Origin of the sequence: Suipraeoptans intestinalis (assembly GCF_034091795.1) — a bacterium.
GTDB classification, from domain to species: domain Bacteria; phylum Bacillota; class Clostridia; order Lachnospirales; family Lachnospiraceae; genus Suipraeoptans; species Suipraeoptans intestinalis.
This window is the reverse complement of record NZ_JAXFXH010000011.1, coordinates 62,582-76,473: the sequence shown is the minus strand read 5'-3', so window position 1 is coordinate 76,473 and position 13,892 is coordinate 62,582. Positions and strand designations below refer to the sequence as shown.

Genomic DNA, 13,892 nt, shown 5'->3' with positions numbered 1-13,892 from the left:
TGGGAAAGTGATCTATTTTGATAATGCGGCAACTACCATGAAAAAGCCGAAAGAAGTGGTGGAGGCTGTAGTAAACGCATTGACCTCTATGGGAAATGCCGGGAGAGGGGCCAACGAGGCGTCTTTGAGCGCATCCAGATTGCTGTATGATACCAGAGAACGTCTGTGCCGGCTGTTTGGAGGAACGAATCCCAGGCAGATTGCATTTACGGCCAATTCCACGGAAAGTCTGAATCTGGCGATCCAGGGGCTGGTGAAACCGGGAGATCATGTGATCACGACGGAGCTGGAACATAACTCGGTGCTTCGTCCGCTTTATCTGATGGAAAGCAGAGGGGCAAAGCTGACGATCGTGCGCAGCAGGGAAAACGGAGTGTTGGATCCGGCGGCGATTGAGGAGGCCTGCCGGGAAGATACGAAAGTGATCGTCTGCACCCACGGCTCCAATCTGACGGGAAATTATGTAGAGATACAGAAAGTGGGAGAGATCGCAAGAGAACGGGGGATTTGCCTGATCGTAGATGCCTCTCAGACGGCAGGAGTATTTCCCATCTGCGTGGAGGAAATGAAGATAGACGTGCTGTGCTTTACCGGACACAAAGGTCTTTTGGGACCGCAGGGGACAGGAGGACTGTATGTGCGGGAGGGGATCTCCATTCGGCCTCTGAAGGTGGGGGGCAGCGGGATCCGGACATTTGACAGGACGCATCCGGGAGAAATGCCCACCGCTTTGGAAGCGGGGACGCTGAACGGACACGGGATCGCAGGGCTGAATGCGGCGCTCCGATATCTGGAAAAAGAAGGGATCCATACGATCCGGGAACGGGAGCAGTCGCTGATGTGGCGGTTCTATGAGGGAATCAGACAAATCCCGGGCATAAAGGTATACGGAGATTTCACTACCAAAAACAGGTGTCCCATCGTTACCTTCAATATAGGAGACTATGATTCGGCAGACGTAAGCGACGCATTGCTGACAGAGTTTGGAATCTGTACCCGGGCAGGAGGACACTGTGCGCCTTTGATGCATGAGGCTCTGGGGACAAAAGAGCAGGGAGCGGTCCGCTTCAGCTTTTCCCATGAAAATACAGAAGAAGAAGTAGATTTTGGAATACAGGCGGTACGAACGCTGGCAGAAGAGGAAGAAGAATGAGAAAGAAAGAACGAAAGCTGGTTGTCACCTTTTATACAACGGCAGACGCCATGGGAATGGAAAAGCTGTGTAAGGAAGAAGGGCTGCCGGGGCGTATCATCCCGGTTCCCAGATCCATCTCGGCGGGCTGCGGTCTTGCGTGGTGCACGGAACTGGAGCAGAAGGACGTGATCGAGGCAGGGCTGAAACGGGCCGGAATCGAGGCGAGCGCCATTCAGGAATGTATGGTGTAAGGTTTCCGCTCGGTTATTCCGCGACGATAGAGGCGAAAACGGTATACAAAATAAAGAAGTCCAGATGGGTATGGAGCTGCTGCCGGAAAAGGCGAAGGCTCCATACTTTTTTGGTTTCAGGAAAACTGCGCCGTGCAGGACATAAAAAAGAGCCGCCGCAGATGCGTGTACATCCCGGCAGCAAATATGCGTGTTTCAGATCCATCTACACTCCGGTGATAAATGTATCCAAAAGATGCGGCAGAAGCCTGTCACTGTACTGATAAAGGGAATAGCTTCCCTTGGCCAGAGCCCAGTCGTAAAGCAACGCCCGTTCGTACATGGCATATAAATGCATCAGCTCCTCTGCGGAAGAGGATGCTGCAAATTCCTTTTTTTCCAACGCTTCTTCCAGGATCTGTGTAACCCATTCAAAATAAAACCGGTTTTTGTCACTGAGGGACATCTGGCCTTTGGTCACCAGTTGGGAAGAATAAAGCAGAGCCAGAAGCTCCCGGTTGACGTCATGCTCGATCATGTAAAACAGCTCATGATTTAAAAGCAGAAGCTTGTCATAACAAGAAAGAGAAGGATCCATTTCGGCAGCCAGCTCCCGGTATTTGTCGTCAAACAGATCGGACATGGAATTCAGCAAAGACTCCTTGCCTTTGAAATAGTGATAGAAAGAACCGCGGGAAGTTTTGGAGGCGACAATGATATCCTCAACTGTGGTATTATCGTAACCTTTCTTGAAAAACAGGTTCCATGCGGCCTTTACGATTCTGCTTTTGGTGGATTGCCGTTTTCGGGGCATGATAAACCTCCTCCTATCGGATTCTGGATAAACGGAAGTGCCAAAAGGCAGCTCCGGGGGTAAACGGGTGCCGGGGTCTCAGAGCTTCTGAGGCGTCGGCCTACCGCTGTTGCAAAAAGAGCGAGCTCGCGAAAGCCCGCTCTGTAGAAAATATCTGACTTTGATAGATCAAAGACTAGCCTACCTGGAAACCATATTTCAATGGATCCGTAGGATCGATCAGGTAGGTTGCCACACCTGTCAGGTAGCAGGATCCTGTGATCATTGGAACGACAGCGTCAAAGTCGCCAACTTTCGTGGTTTCTTTGATCACGCCCTTGAACAGGCTGCCGATAAAGCTTTCGTAGATGAATTCTTCGCCTACGCCGATCTCGCCCCATTTGTGCAGGGTAGCCAGTTTTGCGCTGGTTCCGGTTCCGCAGGGAGAACGGTCAGCCATGTGCTCACCGAATACAACAACGTTTCTCATGGTTGCCTTGTCCGGATTTGGAGTCGGTCCGTAGAACTCTACCAGGTCTACCGTCGTGATGTCCAGAAGCGGATGCTGTACCGGAATCTCTTTGTTGATGATCTCCATCATCTTCATACCAAGGTCTGTCAGTGCGGGAACGGTCTTGGGATCGATGGAATCGAAGCCGATCTTTGTAGTATCTACCAGTGCAAAGAAGCTTCCGCCGAAAGAAATGGTAAATGGAATCTCTTTTCCGTCTACCACAACGGAGCAGTTCTCTTTATAAACGAAGGAAGGAACGTTTGTCAAAGTAACGCTTTCTACCTTGCCGTCCTTTACTACTGCCTCTGTACGGATGATTCCGGCAGGGGCCTCCAGAACTACCTGGTTCACTCCCTCCTTGCACTCCAGAAGACCTGCTTCCAGGGCAACGGTCACAGCGCCGATGGTGCAGTGTCCGCACATGTTCAGATATCCGCCTGTATCAAGGAACATAACGCCGAAGTCTGCCTCCGGGCTGACCGGCTTGCAAAGGAAAGCGCCGAACATGTCATGGTGTCCTCTTGGCTCAAACATCAGAGCGGTACGTACATGATCGTAGTTTTCTTCCATCCATTTTTTCTTTTCGATCATGGTGTTTCCCTCTGGCTCCGGGAACCCTCCGATCACGACACGACAGAATTCCCCAACGGTGTGAGCGTCCACTACCTGTAATGCAGCTTCAAAACGCTCAAAGTTTACATTTGCTTTCAAGTCCATAATTCTACCTCCTTATAATGTAGGGTTACCTCTCGTTCATAGAAAATATCTATGAATCGTATAAAAACATGGAGAAAGACCGTTATTTTTTCAACCATGTCTTTTTTAAGAAACAAAAAAACGACATAAAATTAACAATCAGAACGCATTCTAGTCAATTGTTCATCTTTCTAATAGCATTATGACCGAAAAGCCAGAAAAAGTCAATGTTTTTTGGGAATATAAAAATATATAAAATTCTGTTAAAATGGTTGAAAAGACCGGGGAAGTGTGATACAGTTGTTGTGCATAAAACCAATGTACGGGGGTAGATGGGTGACTGGTGTGCCTCCTAGTCTTCAAAACTAGTGTAGGGCGTTAGGAGCGTCCTGGGTGGGTTCGATTCCCACATGCCCTCGCCAAAAAATGCCCGAATCACGTTAATTAAATAGCGAAATTGCTACAGAATATTAACGGACAATTATAGATAAAAATTATAAGTGACGCACTCATAGACAGCAACGATTACAGCACGCACGACTTTGAAGGGGACCTGCAGGGAGGACAGCAGGGAGAGTCAGAAGGAAAGTGCTGTATTTGTCACATTTGAAAAAGATAAGTAAACGTACAGAGATGATGCGTTTTTTACTTATGTTTACAGACCGGATCCGTTTCTGCGGGCCGGACTGCAAGACAACTATAAAGAAAAGGAGAGAAAGATCATGGGAAATGTACAGATTTTACTACGTCAGCACGTAGGAGCTCCTTGTGCCCCCATCGTTAAGGCTGGGGACGAGGTGAAAAAGGGAACGTTGATCGCTACCCCTACCGGACTGGGAGCCAACATCTTCTCCAGTGTTTACGGAGTGGTAGAAGAAGTGCTGGAAGATCGGATTGTGATCAAACCGGATGCGGAACAAAAAGATGAGTTTGTTCCCATAGAAGAAGGCAGCAAGCTGGATATGGTAAAGGCGGCGGGCGTCGTTGGAATGGGAGGAGCCGGATTTCCTACAGGAGTGAAGATCGGAACGGACCTGAACGGCGGATATGTACTGGTAAATGCGGCAGAATGTGAGCCGGGACTCCGCCACAATATGGTGCAGCTGGAGGAACAGACAGACATTACCATCCGCGGTTTGAAGTACTGTATGGAAATCTGCAATGCATCAAAGGGAATCATTGCGATCAAGAAGAAAAATGAAAAAGCGGTAGAGATCCTCCGCAAAGCCATTAAGGAAGAAGAGAACCTGACCATCCATCTGCTTCCCGACATCTATCCGATGGGAGAGGAAAGAGCGGTAGTCAGAGAATGTCTGGGAATCCTTTTGGATCCCACACAGCTTCCGTCAGCAGCCAATGCAGTAGTGATCAACTGCGAGACCCTGCTTCGTATCGCAGAGGCCATCGAGCTGAGAAAGCCGTGCTTCTCCAAACATCTGACGGTGATCGGAAAGCTAAACGGAGGTAATGAGCCTCACGTATACCTGGATGTTCCGGTAGGAACCAGCGTAGGCGACCTGATCGAGAGAGCCGGCGGCATTGAAGAGCCTTACGGAGAGATCATCATGGGCGGACCTTTCACAGGAAAATCCACCACGCTGGATGCGCCGATTACAAAGACCACCGGCGGCATCATCGTTACCATAGAGTTCCCGGATCTTCACGGCGCCAATGTAGGACTTCTGGTCTGTGCCTGTGGAGGAAGCGGCGAGCGTATGTATGAGCTGGCAGAGAAGATGAATGGAAAAGTAGTATCCATTGCAGCCTGCAAGCAGGCTGTTTCGCCAAAAGAAGGCGCTCCGCTGAAGTGCGAAAACCCGGGGAACTGTCCGGGACAGGCACAGAAGTGTCTCCAGTTTAAGAAGGATAAGGCAGAATACATCATCATCGGAAACTGCTCCGACTGTTCCAACACAGTTATGGGATCTGCTCCGAAGATGAAGCTTAAGACCTTCCACCAGACAGACCATGTCATGAGGACCATCGGCCATGCGCTTTACAGAAGGCTGACAGTCTCCAAACAGGTGGATCAGTTGCCAAACGGCAAATAACAAAAGCGGTATTACCGTCACGTGTGACAGAATGGGGCCCCCGATCCCTTATTCCAGGTATGTAGGTTGCATGTGGCTGTATATATAATCAAAAGAACCCCAAATGGGAATTCAAAAAGAAACAAGGAGGGAAACAATATGTCAATTACAGCTGAAACAGCAAAAGAACATGCTCATGACCCTGCGGTATTGTGCTGCAGAGCGGAAGCTGGCATCACAATTGAGGCTGCAAATCTGGAAGATCCCGCGATCTTTGATGATTTGGTAGATTCAGGATTACTGAATCTGGATGGAGCATTGACCATCGAGCAGGTTTTGGGAGCGAAGCTTACAAAGACCTGTGACTCTTTGACACCGATCACTGCAGACGTGGTAGAAGGTGCAAAGGCTGCAACTGTTGCAGAAGAAGCAGTGGCAGAGGAAGTAGCAGAAGAGGCGGCAGCACCCGCTGCAGCGCCGGTAGCAACAGCAGCACCGGGCGGAATGCTGAAGATCCACATTGGAGAAGGAAAGGACATCAACCTGGAGATCCCGGTTGGAGGACTTGGAGCAGCAGGAACGGCAGCAGGAGCAGTAGCAGCGCCTGTGGCAGCAGCAGGAACGGCAGCAGCGCCGGCAGCAGATCAGGAGCCGAAGCTGATCAGAAGCCTGACCAGAAAGCACTTTAAGATCACAGAGGTGAAGAGAGGACCGGAGACAAAGATCGAAGGAACGACCCTTTACATCCGTGAAGGAATCGAGCAGGAAGCAATCGATTCCCAGAAATTGGTTTATGATCTGAAGATCGATATCATTACACCGGATAACTATCATACATATTCTGAGACGGTTATGGATATTCAGCCGATCGCTACCAAAGACGGCGACGACGAGCTGGGATCCGGAGCAACCAGAGTGCTTGACGGTGTAGTTGTTGTAGTAACAGGTACAGATGCAAACGGCGTTCAGATCGGTGAGTTCGGATCTTCCGAAGGATATCTGGATGAGAACATGATGTGGGGACGTCCGGGAGCAGCTGAAAAGGGTGAGATCTTCATTAAGACACAGGTAACCATCAAAGAAGGTACCAACATGGAGAGACCGGGCCCGCTGGCAGCTCACTCCGCAACTGACGTGATCACACAGGAAATCAGAGAAGCTCTGAAGAAGCTGGATGAGAGCTTGATCGTTGATACCGAGACATTTGAACAGTACAGAAGACCTGGAAAGAAAAAAGTCGTGATCGTAAAAGAGATCATGGGACAGGGAGCTATGCACGACAACCTGATCCTTCCGGTAGAGCCGGTTGGTATCCTGGGAGGAAAGCCGAACGTAGACCTTGGAAACGTTCCGGTAGCAGTATCTCCGTTGGAAGTTCTGGATGGTTGTATCCATGCACTGACCTGTATCGGACCTGCATCCAAGGAAATGTCCAGACATTACTGGAGAGAGCCTCTGGTACTGGAAGCGCTTCATGACGAAGAAATCGACCTTTGCGGTGTGGTATTCGTAGGAAGCCCGCAGATCAATGCGGAGAAGTTCTATGTATCCAGACGTGTAGGTCAGATGTGCGAGATGCTTGACGTAGACGGAGCTTTCGTTACAACAGAAGGTTTCGGAAACAACCACATTGACTTCGCAAGCCACCATGAGCAGATCGGTATGCGTGGAATCCCGGTAGTGGGAATGTCCTTCTGTTCCGTACAGGGAGCTCTGGTAGTAGGTAACAAGTACATGACTCACATGGTAGACAACAACAAGTCCGAGTCCGGTATCGAAAACGAAGTACTGGCTTGCAACACATTGTGCCATGAGGATGCAGTTCGTGCGATCCAGATGCTGAAGAATGCAATGGGCAAGGAAGAAGTAAAAGCTGCTGAGAAGAAGTGGAATCCGAACGTAAAATCTACGAACGTAGAATTGATCGAAAACGCTACAGGAAAGAAGCTTGAGCTGGTTGCAAATGAGCAGTCCCTGCCGATGAGCCAGAAGAGAAAAGAAAAATACGACTAAGAACAGGTGAAAAACATGAAGTATGGCGACAAGGTTATCAGGATGGAAGGTATCATAGTGGAGGTGTACGACGGCAGTGTAGCCATCGACCTGAAAGGACGCCTGGGATATCTGAAGATTCCCATGCGGATGCTGATCACGGACTATCCGATTCAGGTGGGACAGGAGGTTGCGTGGAACATGAGTTTCATCGAGCAGCTTGGCCCCGAAGCCAATGAAAAATATGTGAGTAATCTGGACACTTATAAGAGGCGTCAGGCAGAAATGCAGAAACAGAACCAGAATAATAAGGAGGTATAACAATGAGTTTAACATTAGTTAAAGGAATGCAATCAGAGATATTCGTTCCTATTACTCCGCCGTCTGTATGGGCTCCTGTTACAAAAGAGTTGAAGGACATGACAATCGCTCTTGCAACAGCAGCAGGTGTGCATCATAAAGACCAGGAGAGATTCAACCTTGCAGGTGACTTTACCTGGAGAAAAGTTACGGATGAGATGCCGTCCAACGAATTGATGGTATCACATGGTGGATATGACAACGGAGACGTAAACAAAGACATCAACTGTATGTTCCCGATCGACAGAATCCATGAGCTGGCAAAAGAAGGCTTTATCAAAGCTTGCGCACCGGTTCACGCGGGATTCATGGGCGGCGGCGGAAACCAGGAGAAGTTTAAAAACGAGACAGGTCCGGCGATCGCAGCAATGTTCAAAGAAGAAGGCGTAGACGGCGTTCTTCTGACAGCTGGCTGAGGAACCTGCCACCGCTCTGCAGTATTGGTGCAGAGAGCAATTGAAGAAGCTGGAATTCCGACGATCATCATCGCAGCTCTTCCTCCGGTAGTTCGTCAGACAGGTACACCGCGTGCGGTAGCGCCGTTGGTACCGATGGGAGCAAATGCCGGTGCTCCGAACAATCCTGAGCAGCAGACTCAGATCGTGAAGCTGGCTCTGGAAAATCTGGTAGAGATCCAGACACCAGGAAAGATCGTTCCATTGCCGATCGAGTACATCGCGAAAGTTTAATAGCAGTGAATCAGTGGCCGAAAGGGTCCAGGAAGCAGCGGGCAGATGTTTTGGCATCTGCCCGTTCTTGTTAAGAAGGAAAAACCTTATTGGGGGTAGAAAAGATGGCAGATGAAGTGAAAGATTTAAGACGACTTGTGATCAAAGCCTTCCATATGAACGAAGTGGTATGGGGGGAATCCGATGATATCACAGTAGACGGGAAAATGACGGTAAGCAATGAGCTTGCAGAAGAACTGGCAGCTTCAGAAGAGTTTATTGAAAAGATAGACATCCAGCTGATCAAGCCGGGCGAACATGACAGATGGACCAATACGATTATGGATATTATTCCCATCTCGACCAAGGTTCTGGGAAAACTGGGAGAAGGGATTACGCATACAGTTACAGGCGTATATGTGATGCTGACAGGAGTAGACGTGGATGGAAAGCAGTGCCACGAGTTCGGATCTTCAGAAGGGAATTTAAAGGAGCAGTTGTATTTAAACAGAGCCGGAACACCGGGGGACAACGATTATATCATTTCCTTTGACGTAACGCTGACATCCGGCATGGGGCAGGAGCGCCCGGGTCCGACTGCGGCGCATAGGGCGTGTGACAAATTTATTCAGAGATATCGGGATAAGCTGAAAAAATTTAAGGGAGAAAAATGCACGGAAAGGCATGAATACCATGATGTGGTACGCCCGGGCAAGAAGAGAGTCCTGATCGTAAGGCAGGTTGCGGGACAGGGGGCGATGTATGATACCCACCTGTTTTCCAAGGAGCCTTCAGGAGTGGAAGGCGGGCGCTCCATTATAGATATGGGGAACATGCCGATCTTGATCACGCCAAACGAGTATCGTGACGGAATTATCCGTTCCATGCAGTAAAGGAGGGAAAATATGGGAATAGGACCATCGACAAAGGAAACATCGCTGCATCATTTCAGAGACCCTCTTTTAGAGGTTGTGGCAGCAGATACCGATCTGGATCTGATGGGGATCGTGATCGTGGGAACGCCGGATGGCAATGAAGAAAAAATGCTGGTGGGAACCAGAACTGCCGTATGGGCAGAGGCCATGAGAGCGGACGGAGTGATCCTGTCCTCGGATGGCTGGGGCAACAGCGACGTGGACTACACCAATACCTGTGAACAGTTGGGAATCCGTGGGATTCCGGTGACCGGGCTGAATTTCAGCGGTACGGTAGCGCAGTTTGTTGTGGTAAATGATTACCTGGACGGAATTGTAGATATCAATAAAAGTGCAGAAGGAGTGGAGACCAATGTGGTGGGAGAAAACAACATGGTGACTCTGGACTGTAGAAAAGCGACGGCTCTCTTGAAACTGAAAATGAGACAGAACGAGAGATAAGAAATGCAAACAAGAAAAAGTGGACGAAGAAAGAGCACGGCAAGGGGATGCCGTGCTCTTTCTTGGTATGTCATTGAGAGGTTTTGTTGCATTGCAGTTTTGTCTTATATACAAAGCTGGGGAATGCTTCTCAAACTGAGATAGTATATATGAATTGAGTACGCCGTACGCAAGGCCACTTGGGGAAATGACCGGCAAAAGCGTAACTGCAATTACAACCGATTCACGATATGGAAGAAAACCTTTTCTTCCATAAAAAGTAGGATGGAAATCCTTCACTTAAAGCCCTTACTTACAGTGTGTGCGTTTAAGTTGAAAACAATATAGCACTTTAAAAGAGAACTGTCAACGAAAGAAAAGAAAGAGAAATAACTTTGGTAAAATGAATAAATTCTCTTGATGTTTTTGAAAGGAAATTGTGTACTTTTACATGTTAACAGATTGGTGCGTTGGTGTGATAAAATATCCACAAAGAAGAGCGAAAAAGAAACGTTTTGAATTCGGACTCCCGGCTGTTTGAATGGAGCGGGGGCATAGAAAAAGGAGACGAGATAAATCTCGCCTCCCTAAAATGCTCGTATGTAAAATTAGCTGTTTCTTGCGTCCTTGAAGAACATCAGAGAAGTGATGATCATAACGACACAAACAACGTAGGTCAGCATCTTCATGTCGATTGCGTACTTCAGCAGGACGTAAGCCAGGGTAACACCGATACAACCGAATATTGCAAGCGCAAGAGCTGCCTTTCTGTCATACTTTCCTTCTTTGATAAACTTGAAGCAAGCTGCGTTCATCAGGAATGCACAGGATCCCATCATGATTGGGAAAGCGGTTCCTACATTCATTCCCAGTGCGGATACCAGCGCCATACACGGAGCATAGAGACCAACACCGATCATCATCAATGCGCCAAGGAAGAAGTTGATCACAACACCGATTACCAGCTTGATTCCGGTCAACCCGGTAGCGGTTCCTACCAGACCGAAAGGTCCGAAGCCGGAGTTCTTGCAGAACAGCACGATAGCCAGAATGATCAGACCAATACCCAAAGCATAACGAACTACCTTCAGATTCCACTTACATACAATGCCTGCTCCGATCACGGCGCCGAGTGTAGCGGCTGCCAGCATAAGAACCAGTGTCAGAGGATCGATATCCACAAATCCAAGGAAGAGGATCGCCTCCAGAGCAACGGGGAAGGTATCTCCGATATTCAGGGTTCCGGGGATCGTCTCATCATTGGTGGATTTGGTGAATTTAAATCCTGCCTGTGTGGTTGCGTAACTTCCGATGCCCCACGTATCAAGGAAGTTGGAGTAGAGACCGATGATGGCAAGAGCAACCCAGTGTTTGCCTTTCAGGTCTTCTTTGTGAGCAAGTAAATCCTTCACAAAATAAAGTAACGATGCTAACGTGAACACAATAAGTACGATACGAATAATTGCTACAACGTTCATAATTCATCCCTCCAGATTAAATTTTTGCTGATGCTAACAGAACTACTAAGTTAACGGAGGCGACACCCCGATTTGCCGCGCTCATTGTTAAAAAAAATACTATCTGTTATTGTTTAATTTTACCAACAAATAGAAAGAAAGTCAATCTTTTTGTTCAAAAACGCATGAAAATGAATGGGCAAAACCGGGGAATTGAAAGAGCAGAGCGGCTTCTTGGAGGGGAAGATTGTGATAGTTTCTGCATAAAAAAGAGAGGCAAAAAGACGGAGGTGCAGAAAACAGCAGGAAAAATGAATTGAAAACAAGAGGATTGGATTGCTGCTATGAAAAAAACGGATTTGAAAGTAAGGGGACGGATCTGTTATGGAATCTTGTGTGCGATCGTGCGTCGGGGTTGGTGGGAAGAGTGGTTTGTTTGATGGGAAGTGACGGTTCAGCTTGCTGTGGTGCGGTGTTTATAATATAATGAAAATAGGTAAGAACACAGCGGACAAAGTTTCCGTGTGAGTGAATGGGGAGGGGCATATGACGGTAGTGTATGAAGCGGTGACGAAACACACGAAGGAGACAGTAAAAGCATTTTTGAGATTTAAGGAGCAGGTGGGAGGGAAGCGCCCCGGCAGGCAACTTTTGATCATAGCGGTGTGCAGTATTATTTTGCGGTTTTTTGCCAGGACGCCGCGGCTGTCCCTGATCTTTACGGTGATCGGGATTGTGATGCTTCTGCTGGCGTTGATCCAGCGCCCGCTTTCTGTGTATAACCTGGGAAAAACGGATCCTTATTACCAAAGCCATGCAGATATCCGTTTTGTCTTTGGCGAAAGAGAGTTCCGAATCCTGCGTCAAGAAGAAGAAATAAAGGTGCAGTATGGAGAAATTGCTTACATCTACGCGGATGAGACCTATTTCTACCTTAGCGTGAATAACAACGACCTGCATATAATAGGAAAGAATGATTTTGTGCAGGGGGAAGCGGAAGGCTTTTACGAATTTTTATCCCATAAGACGGGAAAAACCATTGTGCCGGTGCGGCTGAGCTGGGCAATGAAGTGGGAGATCCTGAAGGAAGCCTGGAAAAACCGCTAGAAAAGAGGAGTCAGACAGGCGAGGCTGAAACGAAAAGGCAGTTGGCGTCTGATTGAAGAAGAGAAAGCGCCGGGAAAAGGAAACTTGTAAAAGAAAACCGACAACAAAAAAGATGGCGATGGAAAGGCGCGGAGAGAGAAGAAAGATTGTACTGAAAAAAGTACAATTTTTCTTGTTTAATGGTTGCAAAGGGAAACTATTTCCTTTATACTGAAAAAGCTGTGGCATGATAGCTATGATACCGGAGGTTGCTGCCCGTTGTGGCAGGTTTTCCGAGGAGCGAATGTCAAGTTAGGAAACTGGCGACAAGTCACTGTACGAACCAACTGACCATTGAAATATGGTAACGACGTGTGAGTTTCTCACGACACACACGGGAGAGTGTACAGTCACCGCTTGTCGTACTGAGTTACAAAGTACGAAAAGGAGGCGACTTTTTTTATGGCAAGTCAACAAGTAATGAGAATCACATTGAAGGCGTATGACCATCAGCTGGTGGATGCATCCGCAAAGAAAATCATCGAGACAGTTAAGAAGAACGGATCGAAGGTGAGCGGACCGGTTCCGCTTCCGACAAAGAAGGAAGTAGTAACGATCCTGCGTGCTGTTCACAAGTACAAAGACTCCAGAGAGCAGTTTGAACAGAGAACACACAAGAGACTGATCGATATCATCACTCCTACCCAGAAGACGGTAGAGGCGTTGTCCAGACTGGAGATGCCGGCAGGTGTGTATATCGACATCAAGATGAAGAACAAGTAAGTTTCAAAAAGCAAAAGCAGTAATTCCTAACATTTAGGATGAACGTCCAGGCGGCGTTCCGCTGTAAATTTAAGGAGGAAATCATAATGAAAAAAGCTATTTTAGCTACCAAAGTTGGTATGACCCAGGTGTTCAATGAAGACGGAAGTCTGACGCCGGTAACAGTCCTTCAGGCTGGCCCCTGTGTGGTAACACAGATCAAGACAGTTGAAAACGACGGATATGATGCGGTGCAGGTAGGGTTTGCTGACAAAAAAGACAAGACAGTCAACAAAGACAAAAATGGAAAGAAAGAGATCGTTCACCGTCATGGTCTGACCAAGGCTTTGCAGGGACATTTTGCAAAAGCGGGCGTTTCCGGAAAAAGATTTGTAAGAGAGTTCCGTTTTGAGAATGTAGCAGATTTTGCGCTGGCGCAGGAGATCAAAGCAGATATCTTTGCGGCAGGGGATAAGATCGATGCAACTGCAATCTCCAAGGGAAAAGGATTCCAGGGTGCGATCAAAAGACATAACCAGCACAGAGGACCGATGACTCATGGTTCAAAGTTCCATCGCCATGCAGGTTCCAACGGAGCTGCTTCTGATCCCAGCAAGGTGTTCAAGGGCAAGAAGATGCCGGGACATATGGGAAGCAAGAGAATTACCATTCAGAATCTTGAGATCGTCCGTGTAGATGCAGACAAGAACCTGATTCTTGTAAAAGGCTCTGTACCCGGACCGAAAAAGTCTCTGGTAACGATCAAAGAAGCGGTAAAAGGGAACTAGGACTTGGTGAAGGAAGGAGGATACGG

Annotated in this window: 16 protein-coding genes and 1 tRNA gene; 14 read left to right on the top strand and 3 right to left on the bottom strand. The window is 48.0% G+C overall.

Annotated elements, in window-relative coordinates; all coding sequences use genetic code 11:
- Positions 1-7: 7 nt before the first annotated feature.
- Positions 8-1,153, top strand: a complete 1,146-nt coding sequence (locus SOW26_RS03830) for an aminotransferase class V-fold PLP-dependent enzyme (protein ID WP_320651911.1) — start codon at positions 8-10, stop codon at positions 1,151-1,153.
- Positions 1,150-1,386 carry a putative Se/S carrier protein gene (locus tag SOW26_RS03825; protein WP_276958761.1) on the top strand — a complete coding sequence of 79 codons (237 nt, stop codon included), beginning with the start codon at positions 1,150-1,152 and terminating at the stop codon, positions 1,384-1,386. The genes SOW26_RS03830 and SOW26_RS03825 overlap by 4 nt, the downstream gene beginning before the upstream one ends.
- Positions 1,387-1,591: 205 nt before the next feature.
- Here the strand turns inward: SOW26_RS03825 and SOW26_RS03820 are convergent, their stop codons facing one another.
- Together SOW26_RS03820 and SOW26_RS03815 are read right to left on the bottom strand one after the other, a co-directional pair.
- Entirely contained in the window at positions 1,592-2,179 is a 588-nt protein-coding gene (locus SOW26_RS03820) for a TetR/AcrR family transcriptional regulator (RefSeq protein WP_154476734.1), read from the bottom strand.
- Positions 2,180-2,354: 175 nt separating this feature from the next.
- A complete protein-coding gene (locus SOW26_RS03815) occupies positions 2,355-3,389 on the bottom strand; it encodes a proline racemase family protein (protein ID WP_154476733.1) in 1,035 nt (344 codons plus the stop codon).
- A 303-nt stretch (positions 3,390-3,692) separates the two neighbouring features.
- On the opposite strand from SOW26_RS03815, the gene SOW26_RS03810 reads away from it, so the two are divergent.
- From SOW26_RS03810 to SOW26_RS03780, 8 genes are all read left to right on the top strand, one after another.
- Positions 3,693-3,790, top strand: a tRNA-Sec gene (locus tag SOW26_RS03810).
- 300 nt (positions 3,791-4,090) lie between these two features.
- Positions 4,091-5,419 carry a proline reductase-associated electron transfer protein PrdC gene (gene prdC, locus SOW26_RS03805; protein WP_276958763.1) on the top strand — a complete coding sequence of 443 codons (1,329 nt, stop codon included), beginning with the start codon at positions 4,091-4,093 and terminating at the stop codon, positions 5,417-5,419.
- A 138-nt stretch (positions 5,420-5,557) separates the two neighbouring features.
- The gene (prdA, locus tag SOW26_RS03800; protein WP_276958765.1) at positions 5,558-7,411 is read left to right on the top strand and encodes a D-proline reductase (dithiol) proprotein PrdA; all 1,854 of its coding nucleotides are present in this window, start codon (positions 5,558-5,560) and stop codon (positions 7,409-7,411) included.
- 15 nt (positions 7,412-7,426) lie between these two features.
- On the top strand, positions 7,427-7,711 hold the full coding sequence (locus tag SOW26_RS03795) for a CBO2463/CBO2479 domain-containing protein (protein WP_154476730.1): 285 nt from the start codon (positions 7,427-7,429) through the stop codon (positions 7,709-7,711).
- 2 nt (positions 7,712-7,713) lie between these two features.
- Positions 7,714-8,166: a glycine/sarcosine/betaine reductase selenoprotein B family protein gene (locus SOW26_RS09755; RefSeq protein WP_465244900.1), complete on the top strand. Its 453-nt coding sequence runs from the start codon at positions 7,714-7,716 to the stop codon at positions 8,164-8,166.
- A gap of 27 nt (positions 8,167-8,193) precedes the next feature.
- Positions 8,194-8,439 (top strand): hypothetical protein, encoded by a 246-nt coding sequence (locus tag SOW26_RS09750; protein WP_465244899.1) that lies wholly within the window; start codon positions 8,194-8,196, stop codon positions 8,437-8,439.
- A gap of 104 nt (positions 8,440-8,543) precedes the next feature.
- Entirely contained in the window at positions 8,544-9,311 is a 768-nt protein-coding gene (prdD, locus tag SOW26_RS03785; protein WP_276958767.1) for a proline reductase cluster protein PrdD, read from the top strand.
- A gap of 12 nt (positions 9,312-9,323) precedes the next feature.
- Positions 9,324-9,794, top strand: coding sequence for a glycine/sarcosine/betaine reductase component B subunit (locus tag SOW26_RS03780; protein WP_154476728.1), 471 nt, complete (start codon positions 9,324-9,326; stop codon positions 9,792-9,794).
- Positions 9,795-10,381: 587 nt separating this feature from the next.
- Here SOW26_RS03780 and SOW26_RS03775 read toward each other — a convergent pair.
- Positions 10,382-11,251 (bottom strand): permease, encoded by an 870-nt coding sequence (locus tag SOW26_RS03775; protein WP_154476727.1) that lies wholly within the window; start codon positions 11,249-11,251, stop codon positions 10,382-10,384.
- A 295-nt stretch (positions 11,252-11,546) separates the two neighbouring features.
- Here SOW26_RS03775 and SOW26_RS03770 point away from each other — a divergent pair, with 295 nt between their 5' ends.
- The 4 genes from SOW26_RS03770 (at position 11,547) to rplC (ending at position 13,866) form a co-directional block, all read left to right on the top strand.
- Positions 11,547-11,717: a hypothetical protein gene (locus SOW26_RS03770; RefSeq protein WP_320651910.1), complete on the top strand. Its 171-nt coding sequence runs from the start codon at positions 11,547-11,549 to the stop codon at positions 11,715-11,717.
- A gap of 59 nt (positions 11,718-11,776) precedes the next feature.
- Positions 11,777-12,337, top strand: a complete 561-nt coding sequence (locus SOW26_RS03765) for a YcxB family protein (RefSeq protein WP_320651909.1) — start codon at positions 11,777-11,779, stop codon at positions 12,335-12,337.
- Between the two features lie 441 nt (positions 12,338-12,778).
- Complete coding sequence (rpsJ, locus tag SOW26_RS03760; RefSeq protein ID WP_154476725.1) at positions 12,779-13,099, top strand: 30S ribosomal protein S10; 321 nt, start codon at positions 12,779-12,781, stop codon at positions 13,097-13,099.
- An 86-nt stretch (positions 13,100-13,185) separates the two neighbouring features.
- On the top strand, positions 13,186-13,866 hold the full coding sequence (gene rplC / locus SOW26_RS03755; RefSeq protein ID WP_154476724.1) for a 50S ribosomal protein L3: 681 nt from the start codon (positions 13,186-13,188) through the stop codon (positions 13,864-13,866).
- The last annotated feature ends 26 nt before the right edge of the window (positions 13,867-13,892 follow it).

Coding starts and splice junctions, on each gene's coding strand:
- SOW26_RS03765 (WP_320651909.1), top strand. CDS start 11,777: ATGACGGTAGTGTATGAAGCGGTGACGAAACACACGAAGGAGACAGTA.
- SOW26_RS03775 (WP_154476727.1), bottom strand. CDS start 11,251: ATGAACGTTGTAGCAATTATTCGTATCGTACTTATTGTGTTCACGTTA.
- prdD (WP_276958767.1), top strand. CDS start 8,544: ATGGCAGATGAAGTGAAAGATTTAAGACGACTTGTGATCAAAGCCTTC.
- SOW26_RS03795 (WP_154476730.1), top strand. CDS start 7,427: ATGAAGTATGGCGACAAGGTTATCAGGATGGAAGGTATCATAGTGGAG.
- SOW26_RS03825 (WP_276958761.1), top strand. CDS start 1,150: ATGAGAAAGAAAGAACGAAAGCTGGTTGTCACCTTTTATACAACGGCA.
- prdA (WP_276958765.1), top strand. CDS start 5,558: ATGTCAATTACAGCTGAAACAGCAAAAGAACATGCTCATGACCCTGCG.
- rpsJ (WP_154476725.1), top strand. CDS start 12,779: ATGGCAAGTCAACAAGTAATGAGAATCACATTGAAGGCGTATGACCAT.
- prdC (WP_276958763.1), top strand. CDS start 4,091: ATGGGAAATGTACAGATTTTACTACGTCAGCACGTAGGAGCTCCTTGT.
- SOW26_RS03820 (WP_154476734.1), bottom strand. CDS start 2,179: ATGCCCCGAAAACGGCAATCCACCAAAAGCAGAATCGTAAAGGCCGCA.
- SOW26_RS09755 (WP_465244900.1), top strand. CDS start 7,714: ATGAGTTTAACATTAGTTAAAGGAATGCAATCAGAGATATTCGTTCCT.
- rplC (WP_154476724.1), top strand. CDS start 13,186: ATGAAAAAAGCTATTTTAGCTACCAAAGTTGGTATGACCCAGGTGTTC.
- SOW26_RS03815 (WP_154476733.1), bottom strand. CDS start 3,389: ATGGACTTGAAAGCAAATGTAAACTTTGAGCGTTTTGAAGCTGCATTA.
- SOW26_RS03780 (WP_154476728.1), top strand. CDS start 9,324: ATGGGAATAGGACCATCGACAAAGGAAACATCGCTGCATCATTTCAGA.